26 protein-coding genes and 2 tRNA genes are annotated in these 24,669 nt (G+C 40.7%); 20 read left to right on the top strand and 8 right to left on the bottom strand.

Features of this window, described 5'->3' with window-relative positions:
• The first annotated feature begins 1 nt into the window (after position 1).
• Complete coding sequence (gene ubiH, locus CWC11_RS07025) at positions 2-1,189, top strand: 2-octaprenyl-6-methoxyphenyl hydroxylase (RefSeq protein WP_138682129.1); 1,188 nt, start codon at positions 2-4, stop codon at positions 1,187-1,189.
• On the top strand, positions 1,186-2,352 hold the full coding sequence (locus tag CWC11_RS07020) for an FAD-dependent oxidoreductase (RefSeq protein ID WP_138682128.1): 1,167 nt from the start codon (positions 1,186-1,188) through the stop codon (positions 2,350-2,352). Before ubiH ends, CWC11_RS07020 begins: the two co-directional genes overlap by 4 nt.
• Before the next feature lie 254 nt (positions 2,353-2,606).
• Here the strand turns inward: CWC11_RS07020 and CWC11_RS07015 are convergent, their stop codons facing one another.
• Positions 2,607-3,806 (bottom strand): alpha/beta hydrolase-fold protein, encoded by a 1,200-nt coding sequence (locus tag CWC11_RS07015; RefSeq protein ID WP_138682127.1) that lies wholly within the window; start codon positions 3,804-3,806, stop codon positions 2,607-2,609.
• Between the two features lie 345 nt (positions 3,807-4,151).
• On the opposite strand from CWC11_RS07015, the gene rpsF reads away from it, so the two are divergent.
• The 9 genes from rpsF (at position 4,152) to alr (ending at position 10,305) form a co-directional block, all read left to right on the top strand.
• Positions 4,152-4,493, top strand: coding sequence for a 30S ribosomal protein S6 (gene rpsF, locus CWC11_RS07010; protein WP_004588455.1), 342 nt, complete (start codon positions 4,152-4,154; stop codon positions 4,491-4,493).
• 43 nt (positions 4,494-4,536) lie between these two features.
• Positions 4,537-4,854: a primosomal replication protein N gene (gene priB, locus CWC11_RS07005; RefSeq protein WP_004588456.1), complete on the top strand. Its 318-nt coding sequence runs from the start codon at positions 4,537-4,539 to the stop codon at positions 4,852-4,854.
• 12 nt (positions 4,855-4,866) lie between these two features.
• On the top strand, positions 4,867-5,094 hold the full coding sequence (gene rpsR, locus CWC11_RS07000) for a 30S ribosomal protein S18 (RefSeq protein ID WP_002962753.1): 228 nt from the start codon (positions 4,867-4,869) through the stop codon (positions 5,092-5,094).
• 35 nt (positions 5,095-5,129) lie between these two features.
• Positions 5,130-5,582 carry a 50S ribosomal protein L9 gene (gene rplI / locus CWC11_RS06995; RefSeq protein WP_058548074.1) on the top strand — a complete coding sequence of 151 codons (453 nt, stop codon included), beginning with the start codon at positions 5,130-5,132 and terminating at the stop codon, positions 5,580-5,582.
• A gap of 186 nt (positions 5,583-5,768) precedes the next feature.
• Positions 5,769-6,317, top strand: a complete 549-nt coding sequence (locus tag CWC11_RS06990) for an RNA polymerase sigma factor (protein WP_138682126.1) — start codon at positions 5,769-5,771, stop codon at positions 6,315-6,317.
• Positions 6,310-6,786, top strand: a complete 477-nt coding sequence (locus CWC11_RS06985; RefSeq protein ID WP_138682125.1) for a hypothetical protein — start codon at positions 6,310-6,312, stop codon at positions 6,784-6,786. Before CWC11_RS06990 ends, CWC11_RS06985 begins: the two co-directional genes overlap by 8 nt.
• Positions 6,787-6,795: 9 nt before the next feature.
• A complete protein-coding gene (locus CWC11_RS06980; protein ID WP_138682124.1) occupies positions 6,796-7,734 on the top strand; it encodes a DUF4097 family beta strand repeat-containing protein in 939 nt (312 codons plus the stop codon).
• 112 nt (positions 7,735-7,846) lie between these two features.
• Positions 7,847-9,226 (top strand): replicative DNA helicase, encoded by a 1,380-nt coding sequence (gene dnaB / locus CWC11_RS06975; protein WP_058548071.1) that lies wholly within the window; start codon positions 7,847-7,849, stop codon positions 9,224-9,226.
• Positions 9,226-10,305, top strand: a complete 1,080-nt coding sequence (alr, locus tag CWC11_RS06970) for an alanine racemase (RefSeq protein WP_138682123.1) — start codon at positions 9,226-9,228, stop codon at positions 10,303-10,305. The genes dnaB and alr overlap by 1 nt, the downstream gene beginning before the upstream one ends.
• A 21-nt stretch (positions 10,306-10,326) precedes the next feature.
• Here the strand turns inward: alr and CWC11_RS06965 are convergent, their stop codons facing one another.
• The gene (locus CWC11_RS06965; protein WP_004588463.1) at positions 10,327-10,566 is read right to left on the bottom strand and encodes a DUF2960 domain-containing protein; all 240 of its coding nucleotides are present in this window, start codon (positions 10,564-10,566) and stop codon (positions 10,327-10,329) included.
• A gap of 99 nt (positions 10,567-10,665) precedes the next feature.
• On the opposite strand from CWC11_RS06965, the gene CWC11_RS06960 reads away from it, so the two are divergent.
• From CWC11_RS06960 to CWC11_RS06950, 3 genes are read left to right on the top strand one after another with little or no spacing between them, the layout of a single operon-like run.
• Positions 10,666-10,917, top strand: coding sequence for a hypothetical protein (locus CWC11_RS06960; protein ID WP_004588464.1), 252 nt, complete (start codon positions 10,666-10,668; stop codon positions 10,915-10,917).
• A 41-nt stretch (positions 10,918-10,958) separates the two neighbouring features.
• Positions 10,959-11,576 (top strand): nicotinamide riboside transporter PnuC, encoded by a 618-nt coding sequence (pnuC, locus tag CWC11_RS06955; RefSeq protein WP_138682122.1) that lies wholly within the window; start codon positions 10,959-10,961, stop codon positions 11,574-11,576.
• Positions 11,577-11,579: 3 nt separating this feature from the next.
• Positions 11,580-12,380, top strand: a complete 801-nt coding sequence (locus CWC11_RS06950) for a phosphotransferase (RefSeq protein ID WP_138682121.1) — start codon at positions 11,580-11,582, stop codon at positions 12,378-12,380.
• Positions 12,381-12,385: 5 nt separating this feature from the next.
• On the opposite strand, the gene CWC11_RS06945 is transcribed toward CWC11_RS06950, so the two are convergent.
• Complete coding sequence (locus tag CWC11_RS06945; protein ID WP_002963040.1) at positions 12,386-12,568, bottom strand: hypothetical protein; 183 nt, start codon at positions 12,566-12,568, stop codon at positions 12,386-12,388.
• A 246-nt stretch (positions 12,569-12,814) separates the two neighbouring features.
• Here CWC11_RS06945 and CWC11_RS06940 point away from each other — a divergent pair.
• Both CWC11_RS06940 and CWC11_RS06935 read left to right on the top strand, forming a co-directional pair.
• Positions 12,815-12,889 (top strand) — tRNA-Arg (locus tag CWC11_RS06940).
• A gap of 171 nt (positions 12,890-13,060) precedes the next feature.
• Positions 13,061-14,275: a cyclic di-GMP phosphodiesterase gene (locus CWC11_RS06935; RefSeq protein ID WP_138682120.1), complete on the top strand. Its 1,215-nt coding sequence runs from the start codon at positions 13,061-13,063 to the stop codon at positions 14,273-14,275.
• Here the strand turns inward: CWC11_RS06935 and CWC11_RS23285 are convergent.
• Complete coding sequence (locus CWC11_RS23285; RefSeq protein WP_138682119.1) at positions 14,235-14,558, bottom strand: hypothetical protein; 324 nt, start codon at positions 14,556-14,558, stop codon at positions 14,235-14,237. The two genes, CWC11_RS06935 and CWC11_RS23285, sit on opposite strands and share 41 nt — an antisense overlap.
• A 284-nt stretch (positions 14,559-14,842) precedes the next feature.
• Here CWC11_RS23285 and CWC11_RS06925 point away from each other — a divergent pair, with 284 nt between their 5' ends.
• A complete protein-coding gene (locus CWC11_RS06925) occupies positions 14,843-16,111 on the top strand; it encodes an outer membrane protein transport protein (protein WP_138682118.1) in 1,269 nt (422 codons plus the stop codon).
• Between the two features lie 112 nt (positions 16,112-16,223).
• On the opposite strand, the gene CWC11_RS06920 is transcribed toward CWC11_RS06925, so the two are convergent.
• The 3 genes from CWC11_RS06920 to pepA all read right to left on the bottom strand — a co-directional run bounded on the left by CWC11_RS06920 (position 16,224) and on the right by pepA (position 21,246).
• Positions 16,224-19,079 (bottom strand): valine--tRNA ligase, encoded by a 2,856-nt coding sequence (locus tag CWC11_RS06920; protein ID WP_138682117.1) that lies wholly within the window; start codon positions 19,077-19,079, stop codon positions 16,224-16,226.
• Positions 19,080-19,132: 53 nt separating this feature from the next.
• Positions 19,133-19,579 carry a DNA polymerase III subunit chi gene (locus CWC11_RS06915; protein ID WP_104643670.1) on the bottom strand — a complete coding sequence of 149 codons (447 nt, stop codon included), beginning with the start codon at positions 19,577-19,579 and terminating at the stop codon, positions 19,133-19,135.
• A gap of 155 nt (positions 19,580-19,734) precedes the next feature.
• On the bottom strand, positions 19,735-21,246 hold the full coding sequence (gene pepA, locus CWC11_RS06910; RefSeq protein ID WP_138682116.1) for a leucyl aminopeptidase: 1,512 nt from the start codon (positions 21,244-21,246) through the stop codon (positions 19,735-19,737).
• Positions 21,247-21,554: 308 nt separating this feature from the next.
• On the opposite strand from pepA, the gene lptF reads away from it, so the two are divergent.
• Together lptF and lptG are read left to right on the top strand one after the other, a co-directional pair.
• Positions 21,555-22,667 carry an LPS export ABC transporter permease LptF gene (gene lptF, locus CWC11_RS06905; protein ID WP_138682115.1) on the top strand — a complete coding sequence of 371 codons (1,113 nt, stop codon included), beginning with the start codon at positions 21,555-21,557 and terminating at the stop codon, positions 22,665-22,667.
• Entirely contained in the window at positions 22,664-23,731 is a 1,068-nt protein-coding gene (gene lptG, locus CWC11_RS06900; protein ID WP_138682114.1) for an LPS export ABC transporter permease LptG, read from the top strand. The genes lptF and lptG overlap by 4 nt, the downstream gene beginning before the upstream one ends.
• Before the next feature lie 67 nt (positions 23,732-23,798).
• Here the strand turns inward: lptG and CWC11_RS06895 are convergent, their stop codons facing one another.
• Positions 23,799-24,299 (bottom strand): RDD family protein, encoded by a 501-nt coding sequence (locus tag CWC11_RS06895; protein ID WP_138682113.1) that lies wholly within the window; start codon positions 24,297-24,299, stop codon positions 23,799-23,801.
• A 282-nt stretch (positions 24,300-24,581) separates the two neighbouring features.
• Here CWC11_RS06895 and CWC11_RS06890 point away from each other — a divergent pair.
• A tRNA-Leu gene (locus tag CWC11_RS06890) sits at positions 24,582-24,666 on the top strand.
• Positions 24,667-24,669: the final 3 nt, after the last annotated feature.

Raw genomic sequence — 24,669 nt, 5'->3', positions numbered from 1 at the left:
AGTGGCTAAGCAGTTTGATGTTGTAGTTATTGGTGGCGGGCTTGCCGGTGCAAGCTGCGCGCTAAGTATTGCTAAAACAAATCCTTCACTCACTATTGCGGTAGTAGAAGCAAACCAAGTAACGGGCGATTACCACCCAAGCTTTGATGACAGAAGCATAGCCCTTGCTCAGCAATCTGTTGAGTATTTACAGCGCTTAAATTTGTTTGATAAAAATGCACCGTATACAGCAGCAATAAAAAAAGTAAGCGTGTCGGATCGTGGTCACTTTGGTAAAGCACATATTAATTGCGACGAATTTGCTAAGCCCTCATTAGGTTACGTAGTTGAGGTAAACCCGTTTGGGCGAGCACTCTATCAGCGATTAACACAGGCGAGCATTTCACTTTATTGCCCCGATAGCGTAAGCACTATTAAGCAAAACCTAAACAATAACGAAATTACTCTACAAAGCGGCGAGCAATTAAATACTAAGCTACTTGTTATTGCCGATGGTGCACAATCTCCAACCCGAAAATTACTCGGTTTACGCTTTAACACTCAGCCCTATGAGCAAGGCGCTATAATTGCAAATGTTGAAGTAGAAGGCGGGCATAACAACCATGCCTACGAGCGTTTTACTGAGCACGGGCCTATGGCGCTTTTACCAATGAGCAATAACCGTTACTCATTAGTGTGGTGTATGACAAAGCAGCAAGTTGAGCAGCATACCGCCTTAAGTGAAAGCGACTTTTTAAATGCGCTACAAAGTGCATTTGGTTACCGAGCAGGGCAATTTACAAAAGTGGGCACACGCACAAGCTACCCACTGGTTTATGGCCAAGCAGAATCATTAACGGCGCATCGTACAGTAGTAATTGGTAACGCCGCACATGCTATTCATCCTATTGCAGGGCAGGGCTTTAATTTAGGCCTGCGTGATGTACAAGTACTTAGTGATTTAATAGCAACAAGTAAAAACGAGTTAGGCTGTTATGCGTTTACCCGTGAGTATTCACAAAAGCGCAGTAGCGATATAAATACTGTAATGACATTAACCGACGCACTGGTTAGGCTTTTTTCAAACTCGTCACGGGTATTGGCGCTTGGGCGCAGCATTGGGCTTTTCTCAATGGATTTATTTCCCGCATTAAAAGCACCCTTGGCAAAGCAGCTAATGGGGCAAGTTAAACAAGGTAGGCATTTATGAAGCAAGCACAGGTTTGTATAGTGGGTGGTGGCTGCGTAGGCTTAACTCTCGCTTTAGGACTGGCAAAAGCCAATGTAAGTGTTGTGGTGTTAGATGCCGGGCCAAAACAAGCGCCCCCAACTGATGAATACGCCTTGCGCGTCAGTGCGCTGAGCATAGCAAGCCAAACCTTGTTTGAGCAACTTAATGTGTGGCCACATATAATAGCAGAGCGAACGTGTGCCTATACGCATATGGACGTACGCGACGCCGACAGCTTTGGTAAAATAGCCTTTAATAACGAGCAACTTGAGCTTGATCACTTAGGCCATATAGTAGAAAACGATATTATTCGCTTTGCACTTATAAAAGAGTTAGCGCAACAGCCAAGTGCCACACTCATGTTTGATACGCAGTATCAGCAAATACACCAAAGTGAGTCCGACGTATTTATAACGCTTAAAAGCGGCGAGCCTATTATTGCTAAGCTGCTGGTGGCGGCCGATGGTGCAAACTCGGCTATTCGCAAACAATTCAATATGGCGCTCAGCTTTAAAGATTACGACCACCACGCGCTAGTTGCTACGGTTAAAACTAAAGAGCCACATGCAAGCACCGCGCGCCAAGTGTTTTTACCAACTGGGCCACTGGCATTTTTACCACTAAGCGATGCCAACACCCACTCTATTGTATGGTCTACCAGCCCTAACCACTGTGATGAATTGCTAGCAATGGACGACACCGCCTTTAATAAAGCGGTAATGGCTGCAATAGATGGCCAATGCGGCCTGTGTGAAGTGCAAAGTAAACGCGCAGCATTTCCACTTAAAATGCGCTACGCCCAGCAATGGGTTAACGGTAAAGTAATGTTAATGGGCGATGCAGCTCATACCATTCACCCACTTGCAGGGCTGGGTATGAACTTAGGCCTAAAAGACGCCGCTTATTTAATTGAGCTTTTAACAAAGGATAGTAAAGAATTTGCAAGCACCCGTACACTTCGCGATTACGAGCGCACCCGCAAGCTCGACGCGCAAAAGCACATAGCCATGATGCAAGGGCTTAAAGAGTTATTTGAAGGTGCAAATCCGGTTAAAAAACTGATACGTGGAGTCGGGCTATCACTCGTTGATAACCTAGGCCCAATCAAACACCTGTTCGCCAAAGAAGCGATAGGAAAGTGATGAAGACAAGCCGGCAGTTTTTAGCTGTCAGCTTTCAGTCAGAGAAAAACCGATGTTTAGTTTAAATATCGGTTTTTTGTTTTTAAGCGGCTTTAAATAGATTAAAAGCTGCGCTTTTCACGCGAGCAAGCTCGGCGTTTACAATAAATCTTAATACCGAGTTTGGTTCTAATTGTTGGCGTGCAGCTTGCTGACGCGACGAGCGTAGCACGTAATTATTATCGTTAGTTAAAAAGCGCTTTACGTTAAATCAGCTACAAATTATTTTGTGCTTCATTCACCATATCTTTGAGTGCATCAACTAACATTGGGTCTCGCGAGTTTTGTTTAGCAAGTTCTAGTGCGTGTTTCATACTAGTGACGGCCTTTTTAAATTGTTTGTCAGCAGTGTAGCCTTGCGATAATCGCATGTGTGAGTAAGCAGCATTAGGGTAATCACGAGTAAATTGTTTAAGCGTAGCTATCGCTTTTTTAGTGTTGCCAAATTTTTGCTGGCTATGAGCAAATTCTACGTACACATCTTGTGGAATTTTAAGCTCAAAACCGTATTTATCACTCAGTGCTTGGTAGTAACCAGTAATAAGCGATACATCTGCAAATTTTCCGTGCTCGTCATTCACTTTAAATATTAGGTCACTAAATAAGGTAATTAGGCTATCGCTAAGTGCTGGTAGTATGGTGCCCATATGAGAAAAAGTAGGGTAATGCTTATACTCCCATTTTAGCTGCGTAGGCATTTGTTGTTCTAAATTTACTAACGTATTTAGTACACCTGTATAAAAGCGTGACCCTTCACTTGCTACACTAATAAATAACGATTGAGCGCCTTTAGGGTTTTTAGCGTATTTAATAATATTATTTTTTAACTCTCCGTCACTCCACCAACTATTTGGGCTAATAGCTATGTAGTTGTTAAATAATTCCGGCTGATTAACTAAAGTATAAAGCGCTAATGTACCTGCATTAGAGTGACCAATTAAGGTGTTGTAGCCGTTAGTTGAGTAATTACTGTTTATATAAGGCATGAGTTCGTCAGACACAAACTTTAAAAAATTGTCGGTTTGCCCAGCGTCAGGCCACTTATTTTTAACAAAGGTTTGAAATTCAGTTTTTGGCTCACCTTGTACTTTAGGTAAGTAATCACGAACGCGGTAGGTTGTATCAACACCAACAAGCATTGCATTAGGTATTTGCTCGTAATCAACAAGGGATTTAACTACACCAGAGGCTGTATGAAAGTGCTCAACACCATCAAGTAAATAAATAACATAAAGCGGCTGATCGTCTTTTACAGTGTCAGGTATAAAAATTCTGATAGGCCTGTCTTCGTTAAGTATTTTTGATTGTAGAATAACTTTTTTACCAACGGTTATGTCGGTTGTAGAGGTGTCTGCGTGGCTTAAAAGAGGTGTACTAAAAGTAAGTGCTAATATAAGCGATAGTAAGAGCTTCATAAATATCCTTATTTAATAATGTGTTGCTTAATAATTGCACGCCTTTAGGTTTGAGTAAATGTTTATATTTTAGGTGAAAGCGTAAAGTTTAAGTAATTAAAAGCTGCGCTTTTCAAGCGAGCAAGTTTGGCGCCTACTTATAGGCGTGCAGCCTGCTGGTGCGATGAGGAAAGCTCATAATAATTACCTTTAAATACTTATCTATAAAAGCTTAAAAAACCTGCTTGCTTAATTATCCATCTAAGCGTAAAATGCGCGCTCATTTCGGCTTTTAAACTATTAATTCCTTGCCTTAAACCGACCGGCCGAAACGGTAGAAGGCTCTATTAACCGTAAGGAATATCCATGCGTCATTACGAAATCGTATTCATGGTTCACCCTGATCAGAGTGAGCAAGTATCTGGTATGATCGAACGTTATACTGGTTCTATCACTGAAGCTGGTGGTACTATTCACCGTCTTGAAGACTGGGGCCGTCGTCAACTGGCTTACCCAATCAACAAGCTTCATAAAGCTCATTATGTTCTTATGAACGTTGAAGCACCTACTGAAGTAATCAGCGAGCTAGAAACTACTTTCCGCTACAACGATGCAGTGCTTCGTAACTTAGTTATGCGTACTAAAAATGCAGTAACTGAAGCGTCTCCTCTTGCAAGAGAAGAGAAGAAAGAAGCACCAGCTGCTTAATTGTTTTGAGTCCTAGCATGGCACGTAGTCAGCAGTTAGTGTAATGGTTAGCCCATATATGAATCAGCTGGTTATATCGGGGGTTGTTTGTAAAACACCCAAGTTTAGCCAAAGCCCTGCAGGCATACCGCATTGTATTTTTGTTGTAGAACATAAATCGATGCAAACCGAGGCAGATCTTAACCGTAATAGTTACGTTAGGCTTCAGGTTGTTGCCAGTGGTAAGCAAATGCAACAACAGACTCAACATTTGCACGTTGGGCAGGCATTGCAAGTGAGTGGTTTTTTAAATCGCCACGAAGGTCGTAACGGCCTTAGCCAATTGGTTTTGCATGCTCAGCATATAGAAAGAATTATTTGAGGAATTAATCTCATGGCACGTTATTTCAGACGTCGTAAGTTCTGCCGCTTTAAAGCGGAAGGCGTACAACAAATCGATTACAAAGATCTAGCTACTCTTAGAAACTATGTTACAGAAAGTGGCAAAATCGTACCTAGCCGTATTACAGGTACTAGCGCTAAATACCAGCGCCAGCTAGCAACTGCTATTAAGCGTGCTCGCTACTTAGCCCTTCTTCCATACACTGACTTACATAAGTAAGCAGCGGATTAACAGTTTTTAAAAGGTGTAGAAACATGCAAGTTATTCTACTAGATAAGATCGCTAACCTAGGTAGCCTAGGTGAACAGGTTGTAGTTAAATCTGGTTTCGCACGTAACTTCCTTTTCCCGCAAGGTAAGGCAGTTCCTGCGACTAAAGCTAACATTGAAACTTTTGACGCACGTCGCGCAGAACTTGAAGCGAAAATCGCTGAACAGTTAGTTGCTGCACAAGCACGCGCTGACAAACTAGAAGCATTAGCAGAAGTTACTTTAGTATCTAAAGCTGGTGACGAAGGTAAGTTATTCGGTTCAATCGGTACTCGTGACATCGCTGACGCTATCTCAGCTGTTGGTGTTGAAGTTGCTAAATCAGAAGTTCGTTTACCTCTAGGTACTATCCGTGAGACTGGCGAATTTGACGTTGCAATCGCAGTACACTCAGACGTAACAGCTACTATTAAAGTAATCGTTATTGCTGAAGCTTAATTTTTAATTAAGCCCAAAAAGCCGTGCTTTTAGCGCGGCTTTTTTGTGTCTAAAATTCCTCTAAACGCTTTCTAAATCTCCCGAGATAAATATTTTTATTATTTGTTTAAACCTTTTTTGTCTGTCTTTGCGTCTTACTAATCAATAAACTAAAAGCATAAAAATAACTAAAAGGCGATATCACGGATGTTACACGTTAAACCCGAAAACGCGCCCATGTGCGAAGCTGCATTAATTGAGCGAGTTAAATCGGGTGACCAAAGCGCATACAAAACGTTATATGAGCTGCACATAAAACGTGTTTACGGTTTATGTTTGCGCTTATTAGCCGACGAAGCGCACGCTGAAGACGCCGCCCAAGAGGTGTTTGTGCATGTATGGCACAAAATAGCGCAGTTTGACGGGCGTTCTCAGTTTTCTACTTGGTTATACAGTGTGGCAAGTAACGTGGCGATTAGTTATGTACGCAAGCACAAAAGCTGGTTAAACAAAGTAGTAAGTATTGAACAAAGCGGCATGGATGAGCAAAGCGCACAAAGTTGTAAAGGTTTAAACGGGTTAGATAAATTAATTGTTCGCTTACCAGAGCGCGCCCGTATGGTTTTTGTTTTATATGCTATTGAAGGCTACCGCCACGAAGAAATAGCTAAGCAATTAGGCATGGCTGTAGGGTCTAGTAAATCGCAATATCATCGCGCAAGGCAGTTATTACAAGAGTGTTACGAGTATGAGTAAGCAAAATTTTGATGACTACTTAAATGAGTCTTTAAATAATTTAAATAAAGACATCGCACCTAATAAACCGCTTTGGGCGGGAGTCGAGCACGCCATAGTGACGGCAAAGCCAAGTGCAAATAATAAATCATTGTGGCCAAAATTAACGGCTATTGCTGCTTGTAGTGTGGCCGCATTGCTTGCTGTAAATATGTTTATAAACAATAACGAGCCTAGCCAAGTAATGGTTATGAGCGATTATTTTAAAGCGCAAAAGCAAAATTTATTAGTGCAGTATAAAAACCAAGATGCACTTACCAATAACTGGCAGGCACAACTACAAGAACTTGAAGATGCAGAGCAGGCAATTAAACAAGCGCTTGAAAACGAACCACAAAACCAAGCGTTACTAACCATGCTGGCGCAAGTTTACCAGCAACAACTCGATTTAATAAACAAGGTGCATGCACCGCGTTGGCAGCAAATATAGGGGAATAACATGAAAGCAATTTTACTCGGATTAAGCCTATTACCACTAAGTGTTTTAGCGGGTGACAAAATAGATAAGCAAATAGAAGTACCAAGCGGTGGCACTATTTTTATTGAAAACCAGCGCGGCGACGTACACATAACTGGTTGGGATAAAAATGAGTTTAAAGTATCTGGTGAGCTTGATGATAAAGCACAAGGCTTTGAGCTAAAAACCACGGGCGATAAAACCGAGTTTATAGTAAAAATGCCAAGCAATTTGGGCTGGGGAAACAATGGTGATGGTTCTAAATTAACTGTATTTATGCCAAAAAGCAGTAGTTTAGAGTTTGCTGGAGTTAATGTATCTGTGGTTGCTAAAACCCTTAAAAACGGTGCTGAAGTAGATGTAGTTAATGGTGAAATTACCGTTGATGATATTACTGGCAACATTAAGCTCACTACGGTAAATGGTGATGTAAACGCAGAGAATTTAAACGGTAATATTCAATTTGAAACCGTAAACGGTGAAATTAACGATAGGCAATCAAGTGGCGAGCTACGTTTTAGCGCTGTAAATGGCGATATTAAATCAAACTCAACAGCAAGTGATGTACGATTAGAAAACGTTAATGGCGATATTGATTTTACATTATCGAGTATTAAAAATTTACGTATAAATACCGTAAATGGCGAAGCAGAAGTACACATTAAAGAGCTACTAAAAGGTGGCGATGTGCGTTTTGAGTCGGTTAGTGGCGATGGTGAGTTTTACTTCCCGCAAAGTGTATCGGCTAAATTTGAAATTAAAGCCCATGCTAATGGTAAAATTATTAATAAAATTACAAGCGATAAAGTAAGCAAAGCTAAATACGGCCCTTCAAGCGATTTAGAGTTTAGCGCAAATGGCGGCAATGCAAATGTTGAAATGGATACGATAAGCGGGCGCATAGAGCTTCGCACTAAATAGCGTATTTAGCGTGTATGATTACAAAAAGCAGGAAAAGATTTCCTGCTTTGCTATTTGCACAGCCCCGCCAAGTCGATAGAATAGAGCCATTCAATTTTAGTACTGTGAAGTTATGGCCAAACCAGATAAGCAAGTCGATACCCTTAAAGTTCCTCCCCATTCAATAGAAGCTGAACAATCTGTTTTAGGTGGCTTAATGCTTGATAATCAAGCCTTTGACCGCGTAGCTGAGCTTGTTGTATCGCAGGACTTTTATACCCGCACGCACAAGTTAATTTTTGAGGCGATGACGGCGCTTGCTGAAATTGGCGATCCGATAGATTTAATTACCATTTCTGAAAGCCTAGAAAAAAATAATCAACTTGCTGGTATTGGTGGTTTTGCTTATTTAGCTGAAATAGCTAAAAACACCCCAAGTGCTGCTAATATCGATGCTTACGCAAACATAGTACGCGAACGAGCCGTTGTTCGTGAAATGATAGGTGTTGCAAACGAAATAGCCGAAGCAGGCTTTAATACCGAAGGGCGCACCAGCCACGACTTATTAGATTTTGCCGAGAGTAAGGTATTTAAAATTGCCGAGCAGCGCTCAAAAAGCACTGAAGGCCCGCAAAGCATACACAACATACTCGAAAAAACCGTTGATAAAATAGAAGAGCTTTATCAATCACCACAAGATGGTGTTACCGGTGTAAGTACGGGTTATGCCGACCTTGATAAAATGACCACAGGCTTACAACCTTCTGATTTAATTATTGTTGCAGCACGTCCGTCGATGGGTAAAACCACCTTTGCGATGAACCTTGCAGAGCACGCAGCTATGACTCAAGACAAGCCAGTGCTTATTTACTCATTAGAGATGCCTTCAGAACAAATTATGATGAGGATGCTCGCATCACTTGGTCGTATAAATCAAACTAAGGTACGTACCGGCCAGCTAGATGATGACGATTGGGCGCGACTTTCATCAACCATGGGCTTGTTGATGGAAAAAGGCAAAATGTATGTTGATGACGCATCAGGGCTTACACCTACCGATGTACGCTCACGTGCAAGGCGTATAGCGCGAGATCATGGTGGTATTAGTATGATCATGGTCGATTACCTGCAGTTAATGCGTGTACCTAGTTTATCGGATAACCGAACACTTGAAATTGCAGAAATTTCGCGCTCTCTTAAGTCACTTGCAAAAGAGCTTAAATGTCCGGTTGTTGCGCTTTCGCAGCTAAACCGTACGCTTGAGCAACGTGCTGATAAACGCCCAATTAACTCAGATTTACGTGAATCTGGTTCAATAGAGCAAGATGCCGATTTAATCATGTTTATATACCGTGATGAAGTGTACAACGAAGACAGTACAGAAAAAGGCATCGCCGAAATCATCATAGGTAAACAGCGTAATGGTCCAATTGGTAAAGTACGCTTAACATTCCAAGGTCAATTTTCTCGCTTTGATAATTACGCGGGGCCAGCAGTAGATGACGAATATTAATGCGACTAGCCACAGCTGAAATAAATTTAACGGCACTTGCGCACAATCTAGCACAAGTGAAGCGTTTTGCGCCTAATAGCAAAATTATGGCGGTATTAAAAGCCAATGCATATGGGCATGGTTTAGTAACCATTGCTCAGCATTTAAATGGCGCTGATGCCTTTGCTGTTGCCCGTATTGATGAAGCCTTAGCGCTTCGTGCGGGCGGGCTAACAAAGCCAATAGTGCTACTAGAGGGCTTTTTTAATAAAGCCGATTTGCCTATTTTACTCGCGAATAATTTTCAAACCATTATTCACGATGAAAACCAATTAGCAGCACTTGAAAATGCCAAGCTTGATGCGCCAATAACATGCTGGCTAAAAGTAAATACAGGTATGCACCGACTAGGTATTGCACCTGAGCAGTTTGAAGAATTTTATAGTCGCTTGCAAAAAACAGCGAATGCAAAAAACACGATTAATTTAATGACTCATTTTTCGTGTGCTGATGATGTTGATAATTCAAAAACGGTTCAACAAATTACGTTATTTGATAACTTAGTAAATGGTATTAACCAAGCGCATTGCTTATCAAATTCGGCGGGAATTATTGCTTGGCCTAAAGGGCATGGTGATTGGGTGCGCCCTGGACTTATGCTTTATGGTGTATCGCCAATGGCTAATAAAGTGGGGCAGCAGCATCAGCTCAACCCCGTTATGCATTTAACAACTAAAGTGATTGCAGTACGTAATGTAGCTGCGCATGAGGCTGTTGGGTATGGTGGGCGCTGGCAAAGTGACAAACCAACCAAGCTTGCTGTTGTGGCAATGGGTTATGGTGATGGTTATCCGCGCCACGCAAAAGAAGGCACGCCCGTTATGATTGCAGGTCAACGCTACGGTATAGTGGGTAGTGTTTCTATGGATATGATCAGTATTGATATTGGCTTGAACGAGCACAATGTAAAAGTAGGCGACAGCGTTACAATGTGGGGGCCAGAGCTTCCTGTTGAAGAAATAGCACAATGCGCCGATACTATCCCTTACGAGTTATTGTGTAATATCACACCGCGCGTAAGTTATGAGTATCAGCCATAGTTAGTTTTTAGCGTATTATAATTACTCTTTAATAAAGTAAATATCGCTAAAGCCCATACGGGCAAATTCTTGGTCGCGAAAATTACGTACTGCTGATGACCCTTTAGAGGTCATTTCTATTTGGCGCACCATATTTAAGTAGTTTGTTAAATCGATACCTTCGGCAGCCGCAATAGCTTGATACATATCGTGGTATTTGTCTTTTGCGAAGTTAATTTCGCGCGGTTGGTTTTTAAATGTATAGGTTATTCTGCGTGCCATAATAAGCTCAGCTAAATTGAGTGTTAATGTAATTTTACACTGATTTGAACTGGCATTGAATGATTTGTTGAAATCAAATAATTAAAAGTAGAGTTTAAAATGAAATTATCAGTAGAGATCAGTAAATACCCGCTTCATCAAGATTACATCCCGTTTATTAAAGGCTTTATTGATCGCTTAAATGAATACGACAATTTAAAAGTAATCACTAATACACTTTCTACACAAATTTTTGGTGATTACGATTTAGTTATGCAAGTGCTTAATACCGAAATTAAACGCTCGTACGAAGAGTTTGGTAAGGCTATTTTTGTATGTAAGTTTTTATCTGGCGATTTATCTCCAGAGTAATCGCTCCTATTTAATTTGTATTTAAAACGGTAACCGCACACATGGACTTTTTAACGCAAACCTTAAGTGGTTTTACAGCAATGTCGCATTGGGAATATATTGCGGTAGTGTTGTCTATTGCTTATTTATTACTAGCAATAAAAGAGAGCTTATGGTGCTGGCCTGCCGCTTTTTTAAGTACACTTATTTACACCATAATGTACTGGAATGGTGCGCTACTTATGGAGTCATTACTTAATTTTTATTACATGTATATGGCTGTATTCGGTTGGACTGTATGGCGTAAAGGCAAAAAAAATAGCTTAAGTATCACATCGTGGTCGATGGACCGTCACGCTATACTTATAGCCGCTACAAGCGTTACGGCTATTGTTATTGGTTACGTAATGCAAAACTATACCCATGCTGATTTCGCCTATCTAGATAGCTTTACAACTTGTTTTGCTGTAGTGACCACTTATTTAGTTGCTAAAAAGGTGCTCGAAAACTGGTTATATTGGATAGTCATAGATGCAGCCTCAATGTATTTATATTACGAAAAAGGCTATTACCCAACGCTTGCGCTCTTTATTTTTTATACCATTATGGCTGCTTGGGGCTTTAAAACCTGGTACGAAGAATACGAGCAGAGCCAAGCTAAGCCATTAGCACAGCTTTAATTAATGATTGAGCATACTGAGCTAGTAAAAGTGTGTAGTGCGTTTATAGAGCCTTTAAGCATTGTTTCAACCGAGCGATTGCTTAATGGCTTTAGTAACGATAATTTTTTAATTCGCACTCAGCAAAGTGCCTATTTATTAAAATGTTATAAAACGCAGTGGCCAACAATTGGCTTACAAGCGCAGCAAGCACTCAGTAAGCAATTTATTTGTCCGAAACCAATATGGACAGATAAAAAAAATAACTACGCGGCTTTTAATTATATAGAAGGCGATATTGCTCAAAATAATACCCAGCAAAACCTCATTAGCAAACTTGCTAAAGTGCATGCCTATCCTGTAAAAACGCCCGCTATGAATATCGCGCAAGAGCTGCTTTACTATCAGCAAAGCGATATATATAAACATCACCAACTACAAATAGAGCACGCCTTAAAAAGCATTGCTAAAATGCCTTACAGTGAAGGGTTTTGTCATAATGATTTAGTGAAAGACAATATTATTGTGAATGCTTTGGGTATGTACTTAATTGATTTCGAATACGCTCAAACCAACGATGTTTACTTTGATTTAGCAGCACTGGCAGTTAGCTTTAATTTAAACGAGCAAAGTAGGGAAGCATTATTAAATAGTTATAAAGCCTGTTTAGAAAAAGAAGGTGAGTTTTACCTCTCGGCAAAGAAACTTAATTACTACAGCGTGTTATTTTTAGTGTTATGTATTGGTTGGTATGAGCAGCGCGACATAAATACAAAGTCTGCAGGGTTACGCGCGCAACTAATTAAACGTTTAGAGTATTTATAATGCGATTAAAGGCCACCAAAGCGTTCAGCTAATTCTTTATATTTTGCGACTTCTGCGGCATCAAACTGTGGCTCGCCGTTTTCGTCTTCTGATTTAGCTATTAGTAAACTCTCGCGGGCAAGACGCTTTACACGCTCAACTTTTACACCTAAAAATTCAGCGGTTTGCTCTGTAGACATTAAACTCATAATTATTTCCCTCGTATTAAATCAATTCGTATCACAATAACCATAGTAATAATGTTGCTAAAGCGTTACTGCTTTTTACCGAATATGAATAAATAGCGTGTTTTTAAGTCATTGTGAAGTGTTTTATTTAAAACAGCTTAATTAATAAGCATATAAGCTGATGTTACTGGTATTTATTTAAAGATCTCTTTATTATTGCGGATGCTAAAGCACTGATATCGCGAGTTGGTGTGGCGGCACAAATGTGCTCTCGTGGTGAAATGGATATCACGTGGCCCTCCGGAGGCTGAGTTGTAGGTTCGATCCCTACCGAGAGCGCCATTTGATTAAAACCTTTCTGCAATATATGTTTTTATTTTCTTACTTTATAAAACCTTCATAAGTAATCCTTTGTAGTCATTTATTACTGCGTGCAACTCAAAAACTAGACTTTTAAGCTTAATTAATGCTATTTAAGGTACATATTCTCAAATTCTAAAAAATCCTGCCTTTATGCTTATTACTTTGCCTATATCTGAGCTTACCCCTGGTATGTACGTCGATAGCGTAACTAAACAGCACGAAGGCATTAATAGCATTAAAATTAAGACCAGTGGTTTAGTGCGAGATAAATCAATCATTCAACGTTTAGTCGCTGAGGGGGTGTTAGAGCTTCTTATTGATTTTACTAAAGGCGATGCGGCTATTCCCGCTAAATACAAGCCGCAAAATAAACCTAAAACTTTTAATAGCCAACAAAAAGCTGAAAAAACACCTATAGCAATAACACTCGAACAAGAATTTGCAAAAGCGAGTGTTAATTACGATCAGCAAGGGCGTAAGCTGCAATCGCTTTATGGCGATTTAACATCAGGGCTTAGTTTAAATGTAAAAGTGCTTGATGAAATAGCCTGTGAAATAGTGAGTTCGGTATTTCGTAATGCAAACGCTATGACTATTCTTACCCGCATTAAAGACAAACACAGTTATAACTGGCGACACATGATCAACTGCGCCATTTTTACTGCAGTATTTGCTAAGTACCTTGGTTACAAAGAGCCTTTAGTGCAAGAGTTGGCTATGGGCGCATTGTTACATGATTTAGGCCAAGCAAAGCTCCCACAAGGTATTTTTTCTAAACCAAGTAAAGTAACCAATAACGAGCTTGTTGCTATAAAAAAGCATGTTGCACAAGGCCTTGGTCTAGTTAAAGGTGAAAAAGGCATTACGCCGCTTATGCTCGATATGATAGTAAATCACCATGAACGTTTAGATGGCTCTGGTTATCCGCGCGCTATACAAGGTGATAAAATAAGCCGACCAGCGCGTATTATGGCTATTGTAGATGTATATGATGCAATGACTGCCGATAGACCGCATCAAGATGGTGATGAGCCGATTAATGCGCTACGTTACTTGCTAGCGAATAAACAAATGTTTGATGCAGAGCTGGTACAGCGTTTTATTAAGTGCTTAGGAGTGCACCCTGTAGGGACAATAGTAAAGCTGACTAACGATCGTTTAGCGTTAGTACTTGAAGGTAATAAGCTTAATCCTATAAAGCCTAAAATTAAGCTATTTTATAATGCTAAGCATAGCCATCATATAACGCCAAAAAACATTGATTTAAGTGAGCACACCCACGACATAAAAATACTAGCGAGTGTAAAGCCACTCGACTATCAAATTAATTTGTCTCGCTTGTTAAAAGAGCATTTGCTGAATTAGCCTTACTACATTGCCTTTTTTTACTTTGCTTAGCCGAAATAAACGCCCCTAAAAAGCAACTTCCCATTAATGTTAACCATATTAAAGTGCCAAGCTCTACATGAAGCGCTATGCAACACAGAGCCAAAGAAATCAATGCATTTAACATTGCTCCTAGCCAATAATGATTTACCGGGTTATCACATTGCCCAGCTTGTGTGCATGCGCAATAATTTGCTTTGTAAAAGCAAAATACACTCGCACCACAAAATATTAGCCCTGCAATAATAAGTGAAATGATCACAGCATTACTTCCTTAGTGATTTTATAAAGAGTGTAATTTGCTCTATATTTCAAGTCAATCTAAATGATAATTAATTACAGTTAGAGCTTTAACTCTAATAACACATTTCTCATCCGATGAGTTTTAAATAGTTGTTAAAATGTCGTTAAATAACATGTTTTTTGCTGTTTTTTGACGCTTTCATAGAGTTTTTTACAAAAAATTAAGGTAGTGTAGCAAAGTTTCAAATCCTAATAACAACACACATAGCTACCCAAACAGTAGGTTTGGTTAAGGACTCAACAATGAAATTTTCTAAAACGCTTATCGCAGCCTCGCTTGCATTTGTTTCGGCTGATACTTTTGCAGCCGCGTTTCAATTATCAGAGCAAAATGCATCGGGTTTAGGCCGTGCATATGCTGGTGAAGCATCTATCGCAGACGACGCGTCTGTAGTTGCACGTAACCCAGCATTAATGACTTTATTTAAAGACAAGCAGCTAAGTGTTGCTGCTATTGGCGTAATTCCAGATGTAAGTATTGAAGGCGAAAGTACTAATAATGGTATTGATCCTAGTGCATTAGATGACGACAGCATTGCACCAAGTGCTGTTGTACCTGCTATTTACTTTACTATGCCTTACAACGATAAAGTATCAATTGGTTTTGGTGCGTTTTCTAACTTTGGTTTATCTACAGAGTTTAATGATGAATACGTTGCTGGCCAAATTGCTGGCGAAACAGAAATCTTCACTGTTAACCTTAATGCAAGCGTTGCTTATAAAGTAACTGAGCAATTTAGCTTTGGTATTGGCTTAAACGCTATTTATGCTGATGCAACTGTTATTCGTAAAGTGGGTGCTAATGCTAGCGGCATTGATTTTGGTGCTGATGCTGTAAACCTTCAAGGCGATGATACTGGTTTTGGTTTAAACGTAGGTTTAATGTACCAACTAGATGATAACAGCCGTTTTGGTTTTAACTACCGCAGCGAAACAGACATCACATTTGATGGTGATTTCTCAAACGAGTTACCAGTAGCTATTGGTGGCACAGGCGGCGCTCAGTTGCCGGGCTCTGTAGATCTAACACTACCAGCTATTGCTGAATTTTCTGGCTCACATCAGCTAGATGACAAGTTAGGCCTACATTACAGTGTATTATGGACAGGTTGGAGCAGCTTTGAATCACTAGAAGCACAAGTAACAGCTCCTACAGGTGACAAGTTTCTTGCGTTTGAAAAACAAGAGCAGTTTGATGACTCATTCCGATACTCTGTAGGTACTGATTACCAACTAAACGAAGACTTATTACTTCGTGCTGGTGTAGCATTTGATGAGTCTCCAGTATCGCAAACACACCTTTCTATCTCTATCCCAGATACAGATCGTTTTTGGTTCTCGTTTGGTGGTAACTACACAATCGATAAGCAATCAAATGTAGATTTAGGCGTGAGTATTATTCGTGGTAAAACTCAAACCTTTACTGAAGCTGATGACTCAGGCAGCCAATGGGGCTTCGAGTCTAAAGGCCATGCGGTATTACTTGGCGCTCAGTACAACTACAAGTTCTAATGTAGAAGTGCTTTGTAGTTAAATGCAAGGCACAAAAAAGCTGCTCACTTATTAAAGTGAGCGGCTTTTTTAATGCCTATTAACATCATTTAATAGGCATTCTTATGAAAGTTTATAAGCTTTCTATTTTAGTTTTTTGCTCAAGTAGCTTAGTTTTAGCATCGGTGAATTCAGCTAATTTAGCGTTTTCTTTTGCAAGTACGGCTTCAGGTGCATTGTTTACAAACTTTTCGTTCGCTAGTTTGTTTTGCACTTGTGCTAGGCCTTTTTCAGCTTTTTCGAGTTGCTTATTAATACGCGAAAGCTCGGCTTCCACATCAATTAAGCCCGCCATTGGGATCATAATTTCAAGGTTGCCAACATAAGACGTGGCACATGCTGGCGCGTCGTCTTTGTTTTCAAGCATTGTAAACTCTTCAATTTTTGCAAGTGATGCTAAAAATGATTTGTTTTCTTCAATGCGGCGCACGTCGTCGCTCGATGCGTTAGCAAGTAATACGCTAAGAGGTTTGCTTGGGCTAATATCCATTTCACCACGAATATTACGAATAGCTAAAATGAATTGTTTAACCCACTCTAAATCGTCCATTGCTTGTGCATCAACGCTTGCTTCATTATAAACAGGGAAGCCTTGTACCATAATGCTAGTGCCTGTAGTTTCAAGGCCTGCAAGTGGTGCTACACGTTGCCAAATTGTTTCTGTGATGTATGGCATCATTGGGTGCATTAGGCGTAGTAAGCTCTCAAGTACGGTAATAAGTGTATTACGTGTACCGCGCTGCTGTGCTTCACTGCCTTTAAATAATACGGGCTTAGTTAGCTCTAAGTACCAATCACAGAACTGGTTCCAAGTGAATTCGTAAAGTGTATTAGCGGCTAAATCAAAGCGGTAGTTATCAAGGTGCTCAGTGTAGGTTTTAACTGTTGCTTCATATTGGCCTAAAATCCAACGATCAGCTAACGAGAACTCTTTTTCAGCATCGTTTGCAAAACCACAGTCTTGCTCTTCTGTGTTCATTAATACGTAACGGCTCGCGTTCCATAGTTTATTACAGAAGTTACGGTAACCTTCAAGGCGATTCATGTCCCAGTTAATATCACGACCGGTAGATGCCATCGCAGCAAGGGTAAAGCGAAGTGCATCGGTACCGTGAGCTTCAATACCATTTGCAAATACTTTACGGGTATCTTTTTCGATTTTTGCAGCAAGTTTTGGCTGCATCATATTGCCAGTACGCTTTTGTACTAAGTCTTCAAGCTCAATGCCGTCAATCATGTCTAGCGGGTCAAGTACGTTACCTTTTGACTTAGACATTTTATCGCCATTGTCATCGCGTATTAAGCCCGTTACATACACGGTTTTAAACGGAACTTGTGGCTTGCCGTTTTCATCTTTTATAAAGTGCAGCGTCATCATGATCATGCGCGCAACCCAGAAAAAGATAATATCAAAACCTGTTACCAACACGTCAGACGGGTGGAAGGTTTTTAAATCATCGGTATTTTCAGGCCAACCTTGCGTAGAGAACGTCCAAAGCGCAGATGAGAACCAAGTATCAAGAACATCTTCGTCTTGGCTCAGCGCAACATCATCTGCGATGTTGTTCTCGCGGCGCACTTCTGCTTCATCGCGGCCAACGTATACGTTGCCTTCGCTGTCGTACCAAGCTGGGATACGGTGACCCCACCAAAGCTGGCGTGAAATACACCAATCTTGTAAGTCGTTCATCCACGAGAAGTACATGTTTTCGTATTGCTTAGGTACAAATTGAATGTCGCCGTTTTTAACTGCATCTTTTGCAGGTTCAGCAAGCGGTGCAACACGTACATACCATTGGTCGGTAAGTAGTGGCTCAATGACCACACCAGAGCGGTCACCGTAAGGAACGGTTAAACCATGGTCTTCAATTTTTTCAAGCAGGCCAAGTTCTTCAAATTCAGCCACAATCGCTTTACGTGCAGCAAAACGATCAAGCCCGTGCAAGCGCTCTGGAATTGGCGCGTCAAACTCAAGCTCTTTGCCGTCAAAGGTGTATGTTTCACCTTGCGTTAAAATAGCGGCGTCTTTATCGAAAATGTTGATCATCGGCATTTGATGACGCTTGCCCACTTCGTTATCGTTAAAGTCGTGCGCTGGGGTTATTTTTACACAACCTGTGCCTTTGTCTTTATCGGCATGTTCGTCAGCAACAATGGTAATACGACGATTAACGATAGGTAGTAAAATCTCTTTACCAATTAAGTCTGTGTAGCGCTCATCATCAGGGTTTACAGCAACACCTGAGTCACCCAACATGGTTTCTGGGCGAGTTGTAGCCACTACAATGTAGTCTTTACCGTCTTGTGTTTTAACGCCATCGGCTAGTGGGTAACGTAAGTTCCACATGTGGCCTTGTTTGTCTTTGTTTTCAACTTCAAGATCAGAAATAGCAGTGTGTAATTTTGGATCCCAGTTTACTAGGCGTTTACCACGGTAAATTAGGTTTTCTTTGTGAAGGCGTACGAATACTTCTTTAACAGCTTCAGATAGGCCATCGTCCATAGTAAAACGTTCACGGTCCCAATCAACCGACGCACCAAGGCGACGAAGCTGCTTGGTAATTGTGCCGCCAGATTCTTTTTTCCATTCCCAGATTTTATTAATAAAATCTTCGCGGCCTAAATCGTGGCGTGTTTTACCTTCTTCAGCATGTAGTTTACGCTCAACCAACATTTGCGTTGCAATACCTGCGTGGTCAGTACCTACTTGCCATAATGTGTTGTTACCTTGCATACGTTTAAAACGCGTTAGGGTATCCATTATTGTATCTTGGAAGGCGTGGCCCATGTGTAAGCTACCAGTAACATTTGGCGGCGGGATCATAATTGAATACGGTACGCCTTGGCCAGATGGCTTAAAGTAGCCTTTTTGTTCCCAGTCTTGATATAGAGACTGTTCAATATCTTGCGGATTGTAGGTTTTATCCATTACACAGAACCTTAAATAAGTACTTAAATTAGTTGGTTAGTTTGCCTGATTGGCTAGCTATTTATATCTTGCGTGGTGAGATTGGCACCGAGTTGGCGTAGCTTTTTAAAACGCTCGCGGGCTGCTTGTTTAGCAGCAGGTTCTACGGGGACAAAATCAAAAACTTGGTTAAATCGACGAATATAATCCGGTAACTGGGTAGCCAAGTTAATTAAAACTTTACGGTTGCCAACAGGTGGCGTAATGCCAATTTCTACAGGTGCGCCGCCTTTTGGGCCTTCACCTTGTAAATTATGTGGCACAAAACTATCTGGGTCGAATGCCCAAATTATTTCATCAATGGCACAGGCCGTTTCGTTATCGTTTACACAAATAAATACACGCTGCCCATTTCGATACTGATCGGCCGCAACTTGTGCAGCCAAAGCAAAATGATCATCAGCCTTGGCTTTAGACTCATCTTGTTGCTTTAGAACGAAAAATTTAGCGTTCATGTTCATTGTATCGGGGTTTCCCATGACATTGAATGTATACCAAGTTGATACACATAAATTAAGAGGCAGATTTTGCCATATAACCGAGTTTGCTTCAATTAATACACAAATAAATAAGGCGCCAAATGGCGCCTTATAAAGAGCTATTTTAAACGGTATGTTTAATCTTGAGCGGCTTCACTTACACCGGCTCTATTTAATAAATACTGAGTAAGCATAGGAACAGGGCGGCCAGTTGCGCCTTTTCTAGCGCCACTGCGCCATGCAGTACCGGCTACATCTAAATGTGCCCAGTTGTACTTTTTAGTAAACTTAGATAAGAAACACGCTGCGGTAATTGTGCCTGCAGAGCGCCCGCCTAAGTTTGTAAAGTCGGCAAATGGGCTATCTAGTTGATCTTGATAGTCATCCCACAGTGGTAACTGCCATGCACGGTCGCCACTTTGCTCAGAGGCTTTTAATAAGTCATGCGCTAGCGGGTTATGATTTGAAAGTAACCCTGTAGCATGAGCACCTAATGCCACAATACACGCACCCGTTAGTGTTGCTACGTCAATCACTGTATCTGGGTCAAAGCGCTCAACGTAAGTAAGTGCATCACATAATACTAAGCGCCCTTCAGCATCGGTATTAAGTACTTCAACAGTTTGCCCCGACATAGTTGTTAAAATATCACCTGGGCGATATGCATTAGAACTAGGCATGTTTTCACAGCCGGCTAAAACACCAATTACGTTAATAGGTAACTGCATTTGTGCCAGTGCGCGCATTGCGCCAATAACACCTGCTGCACCTCCCATGTCGTATTTCATTTCATCCATGGCTTCGCCAGGTTTAATAGAAATACCGCCTGAGTCAAACGTTAAACCTTTACCTACAAGTACAATTGGCGCTTGGTCATCGCTCGCGCCTTTGTAGTTAATAATCGACATAATAGATTCGTTATCACTACCTCGGCCCACTGCTAAGTATGAGTTCATACCGAGCTCAGCCATTTTTTCTTCGCCAATAATGTCAACGCTGATGTTATCAAAATTGGTAGCCAGCTCTTGAGCTTGCTCGCCTAAATACGCAGGGTTACAAATGTTAGGCGGCATGTTCGCTACGTCTTTACATAGCTTGCTACCTGCTGCAATAGCTAAACCGTGCTCAATAGCGCTTTCGCCAATAGTGAGTTCGCGACGAGTAGGTACGTTAAATACCATTTTACGAAGTGGACGACGTGGGTCTACTTTTTTACTTTTCAGCTGGTTAAACGTATATAAACAATCTTGTGTTGTTTCTACTGCTTGGCGTACTTTCCAGTAGGTATCGCGACCTTTAACGTGCTGCTCTGTTAAAAAGCAAACAGCTTCCATAGAACCTGTTTCGTTTAAGGTATTAATTGTTTTAGAAATAATTTGCTTATATTGCTTATCATCAAGCTCACGCTCTTTACCACAACCAACAAGCAATACGCGCTCGCTTAATACATTAGGTACATGATGCAATAATAAAACTTGCCCCGGCTTACCTTCTAGGTCGCCACGGCGAAGTAAATTTGAGATATAACCATCACTGATTTTATCGAGTTGTTCACCAATGGGGGATAACCTACGTGGCTCGTAAACGCCAACTACAATACATGCGCTGCGTTGTTTTTCTGGGCTACCACTTTTTACGTTAAATTCCATTGTTACTCCTGGTTTTGAGTCATTTAAGTTATAAATTGGGGCTAAAAAATTATTTTCTAGTCTAAATTACGTAACTTATGTAGAGATAGTTTTAATTTTAGCTGACTTTACTAGACTCTTACTGTGTAATTGAACTTTATATGCTTAAGGGCTACTAATGCAACATTATATCGTGCACTTAGGTAGGATAATTAATATTGATAGCTTATAATAATAGTCTATTTACCAGTTTTAACTGGGTAAAATAGCTATTTAACTATTCAACACTCACTATTGTAGTGAAATTCCATGTTTAACAGGGGCGAGCATTGCTTATTTTCCGTTATTTGACCGCTGAGGTTTTAAAATCGCAGGTCGCCGTATTTTTAACTTTGATGACTATTTTTTTGTCGCAAAAGTTTGTTGGCATTTTAGGCGATGCGTCTGAAGGAAGCATTCCTGCTAAGTTAGTTTTATCGATGATTGCGCTAAAGCTTCCGCAGCTAGCTTCGCTTATTTTACCTCTGAGTATATTTTTAGGCATTATTTTAGCCTACAGCCGAATTTACGCCGATAGCGAAATGACCGTGCTTAAAGCCTGTGGCGTAAGTGAATGGTACGTTGTACGAGTAACCCTGATTTCAAGCGTTGGTTTGGCTATATTGGCGGCTGCATTAACTATGTATATTGCCCCTTGGGCAAGCGAGCAAGAGTATCAATTAAAAGAACAAGCTAAAGCTGATGCCGGATTATCAGCGCTCAGAGCTGGGCGGTTTCAGGAAACCGGTAACGAAAAAGCCGTCGTGTTTATTCATAATATTGAAAAGGGCGGCAAAGAGCTAAACAAAGTGTTTGTAGCACAACTGCCTGATAGCGAAAAAGACAACCTAGCTCGCTTAGTATACGCCGAGCAAGGTGTCGTTGTAGAGTCAATCAGTGGCGAGCAACAACTTGTTCTTACTGATGGTAAACGCTACGAAACCGACGGTAAAACACCGGCACTTAATTTAACCGAATTTGACGGATACAGTGTGCAAATTCGTGAACAAGAAATAGAGCACCAGCGCCGTAAATTAGAAGCCGTACCCACTAATCAGCTACTTGCTTTAAATACCTCTGAGTCTATTGCTCAGTGGCAATGGCGTATTGCTATACCGCTTTCTATTCCTTTGCTTACTTTACTGGCCGTGCCATTAAGTGTGGTTAATCCTCGCCAAGGTAAATTTGCAAAATTAGTACCCGCAATTAGCTTGTATTTAGGGTATTTCATTTTACTTAATGCTGCAAAATTTGCAGTAGAAGATGGCAAAATCCCGCCTTCAATAGGCCTGTGGTGGATACATTTAAGTGCACTCTTTATTGGCAGTTTATTAATTATTAAGGGTCGCCCGTTAGGTGCTTGGCTTAAAGCTGTTATTACTAAGCGGGAGTTAGGCGCATGATGAAAACGCTTGATTGGTATTTAGGTCGTAGTGTTTTACAAACAACCGGCTTTGCATTGCTGGTACTTGTAGGTATTAGCACCTTAATTAAATTTATCGACCAGTTAAAATCGGTAGGGCGCGGCAGCTACGATTTAATGACTGCGATGCTTTATACTTTGTACTCTATACCTGGTGATTTAGTTATATTTTTCCCTATGGCGGCACTGATAGGTGGTTTAACGGGCTTAGGCGCACTTGCCTCAAATAGTGAGCTAGTTGTTATGCAAGCAGCGGGAATGTCGCGCTTACAAATTATTGGTTCAGTAATGAAAACCGCTGTATTTATGGCGGTATGTATGATGGCTTTAGGCGAGTGGGGCGCACCAGAAGCGCAGCTGCATGCCAAAGAAATGCGTAATCAAGCAATACATGGTGGCGATGTATTTAATGCTCAAAAAGGTGTCTGGGCAAAAGATGGCAATAACTTTATTAATATTGAAGATGTAGATCAAAACGGAAAGTTAAATGGTTTGCATATGTACCACTTTGATAAATCGTTAGATTTAACGCAAATCACAAAAGCCCGTGAGGCAGTAAGCCGAGATGAAGGCTGGTTATTACGTGATGTAAATAAAGTACATATAACAGATGATGAAATTAGCAGTGAACAAATAAAAGAAGAGTTTTACCCATCGCAATTAACAGCTGAAAAGCTAGGTGTGGTATCGGTAAAACCTGAGTCATTATCGTTTACTGGGCTTTGGTCATACTTAGGCTACTTAAAGCAAAACGAGCAAGATACTAGCACCTACGAACTAGCTCTATGGCGTAAGCTCATGCAGCCTGTATCGGTGGCAGTTATGCTGCTGGTGGCGTTGTCGTTTATTTTTGGCCCATTGCGCACTGTAACTATGGGCGCACGTATTATAATGGGTGTAGTAACTGGGATTATATTTCACTTAACTAACGAAATATTTGGCCCTGTGGTTATGGTTTACCAAATACCCGCCATTATAGGTGCTGTATTGCCAAGTGTTATATTTATAAGTTTTGCTACATACCTTATGAATAAGCGGGTTTAGTAATTTCTAGGCATTAAAAAGGGTGACCAATGGTCACCCTTTTTGCTTTTAGTTACTTTAATTCGTACTAATCAAGCTCTCGGTAAATACGTTTGTTTTCTTCTTTGGTAAGCGCTATGACCTCTGTTTTAGAGAGGTAATCTTGCAATGCTTTATTGTTTTTAAAATCAACTAATACCAGTAAATTACCCAAACCAAGTAATGCACAAAGGCTGCGAATAATAGCCTGTGGCCAGCTAATTAAGTTACCTTCAAGAGTTTGCACCTTTAAACGCCATGCACGCATACCGATTGTTTGACCGCTTTTAGTCCAAAAATAGCCAAAAAATACCAAGGTAACAATAACAAGTAGGGCACTTCTAATACTTGAAAATAATAACGATTCTTGAATAAGTGCCGATACATCTTCAGCGCCATTTAAACTAATAACATCGAGGATAATAAGCCCTTGTACGGCAAACAAATAGAGTACAACCGTTAACATAGCAAACGCAATAATGGCTAACGTATCGTAAACTAACGACGCAAAGCGACGCCAAAAACCAGCACGTGGAAACTCACCCGACATAAATATACTCTCACTATTAATATGCGCGCTAGTTTAGCAAAAAAGCTTACAAATACTAAGCGCTATAGTTTAGCGATACTATTTAACCTAATAATTACTTTTATAAATGTTAATAGGTGGCTAAATGTTAAGCGGTTGATCATGCTAATGTCATAAAACGCTTGCCGCTAACCCTATTGTTTGTATAATGCTTGGCATAGAGACGAAGGCACATAAATAATCCTGAGCTCTAAAGTGGTTTTTCTTTATCTTCTCGTGTTTAGAAGGTTAAAGAAAAATGACGCCAGCGTGATGAAATTGGTATACATGGGGGATTCAAAATCCCCTGCCGAAAGGCGTGCCGGTTCGAGCCCGGCCGCTGGTACCACTT

The sequence above is a fragment of the Pseudoalteromonas sp. S3178 genome (genome assembly GCF_005886985.1).
Classification (GTDB): Bacteria; Pseudomonadota; Gammaproteobacteria; order Enterobacterales; family Alteromonadaceae; genus Pseudoalteromonas; species Pseudoalteromonas carrageenovora.
This window is presented reverse-complemented; position numbering and strand designations above follow the sequence as displayed.

Bases quoted from the DNA above. Each gene is read 5' to 3' on its own strand.
- CWC11_RS07020 (WP_138682128.1), top strand. From the start codon at position 1,186: ATGAAGCAAGCACAGGTTTGTATAGTGGGTGGTGGCTGCGTAGGCTTA.
- CWC11_RS07015 (WP_138682127.1), bottom strand. From the start codon at position 3,806: ATGAAGCTCTTACTATCGCTTATATTAGCACTTACTTTTAGTACACCT.
- rpsF (WP_004588455.1), top strand. From the start codon at position 4,152: ATGCGTCATTACGAAATCGTATTCATGGTTCACCCTGATCAGAGTGAG.
- priB (WP_004588456.1), top strand. From the start codon at position 4,537: ATGGTTAGCCCATATATGAATCAGCTGGTTATATCGGGGGTTGTTTGT.
- rpsR (WP_002962753.1), top strand. From the start codon at position 4,867: ATGGCACGTTATTTCAGACGTCGTAAGTTCTGCCGCTTTAAAGCGGAA.
- rplI (WP_058548074.1), top strand. From the start codon at position 5,130: ATGCAAGTTATTCTACTAGATAAGATCGCTAACCTAGGTAGCCTAGGT.
- CWC11_RS06990 (WP_138682126.1), top strand. From the start codon at position 5,769: ATGTTACACGTTAAACCCGAAAACGCGCCCATGTGCGAAGCTGCATTA.
- CWC11_RS06985 (WP_138682125.1), top strand. From the start codon at position 6,310: ATGAGTAAGCAAAATTTTGATGACTACTTAAATGAGTCTTTAAATAAT.
- CWC11_RS06980 (WP_138682124.1), top strand. From the start codon at position 6,796: ATGAAAGCAATTTTACTCGGATTAAGCCTATTACCACTAAGTGTTTTA.
- dnaB (WP_058548071.1), top strand. From the start codon at position 7,847: ATGGCCAAACCAGATAAGCAAGTCGATACCCTTAAAGTTCCTCCCCAT.
- alr (WP_138682123.1), top strand. From the start codon at position 9,226: ATGCGACTAGCCACAGCTGAAATAAATTTAACGGCACTTGCGCACAAT.
- CWC11_RS06965 (WP_004588463.1), bottom strand. From the start codon at position 10,566: ATGGCACGCAGAATAACCTATACATTTAAAAACCAACCGCGCGAAATT.
- CWC11_RS06960 (WP_004588464.1), top strand. From the start codon at position 10,666: ATGAAATTATCAGTAGAGATCAGTAAATACCCGCTTCATCAAGATTAC.
- pnuC (WP_138682122.1), top strand. From the start codon at position 10,959: ATGGACTTTTTAACGCAAACCTTAAGTGGTTTTACAGCAATGTCGCAT.
- CWC11_RS06950 (WP_138682121.1), top strand. From the start codon at position 11,580: ATGATTGAGCATACTGAGCTAGTAAAAGTGTGTAGTGCGTTTATAGAG.
- CWC11_RS06945 (WP_002963040.1), bottom strand. From the start codon at position 12,568: ATGAGTTTAATGTCTACAGAGCAAACCGCTGAATTTTTAGGTGTAAAA.
- CWC11_RS06935 (WP_138682120.1), top strand. From the start codon at position 13,061: ATGCTTATTACTTTGCCTATATCTGAGCTTACCCCTGGTATGTACGTC.
- CWC11_RS06925 (WP_138682118.1), top strand. From the start codon at position 14,843: ATGAAATTTTCTAAAACGCTTATCGCAGCCTCGCTTGCATTTGTTTCG.
- CWC11_RS06920 (WP_138682117.1), bottom strand. From the start codon at position 19,079: ATGGATAAAACCTACAATCCGCAAGATATTGAACAGTCTCTATATCAA.
- CWC11_RS06915 (WP_104643670.1), bottom strand. From the start codon at position 19,579: ATGAACATGAACGCTAAATTTTTCGTTCTAAAGCAACAAGATGAGTCT.
- pepA (WP_138682116.1), bottom strand. From the start codon at position 21,246: ATGGAATTTAACGTAAAAAGTGGTAGCCCAGAAAAACAACGCAGCGCA.
- lptG (WP_138682114.1), top strand. From the start codon at position 22,664: ATGATGAAAACGCTTGATTGGTATTTAGGTCGTAGTGTTTTACAAACA.
- CWC11_RS06895 (WP_138682113.1), bottom strand. From the start codon at position 24,299: ATGTCGGGTGAGTTTCCACGTGCTGGTTTTTGGCGTCGCTTTGCGTCG.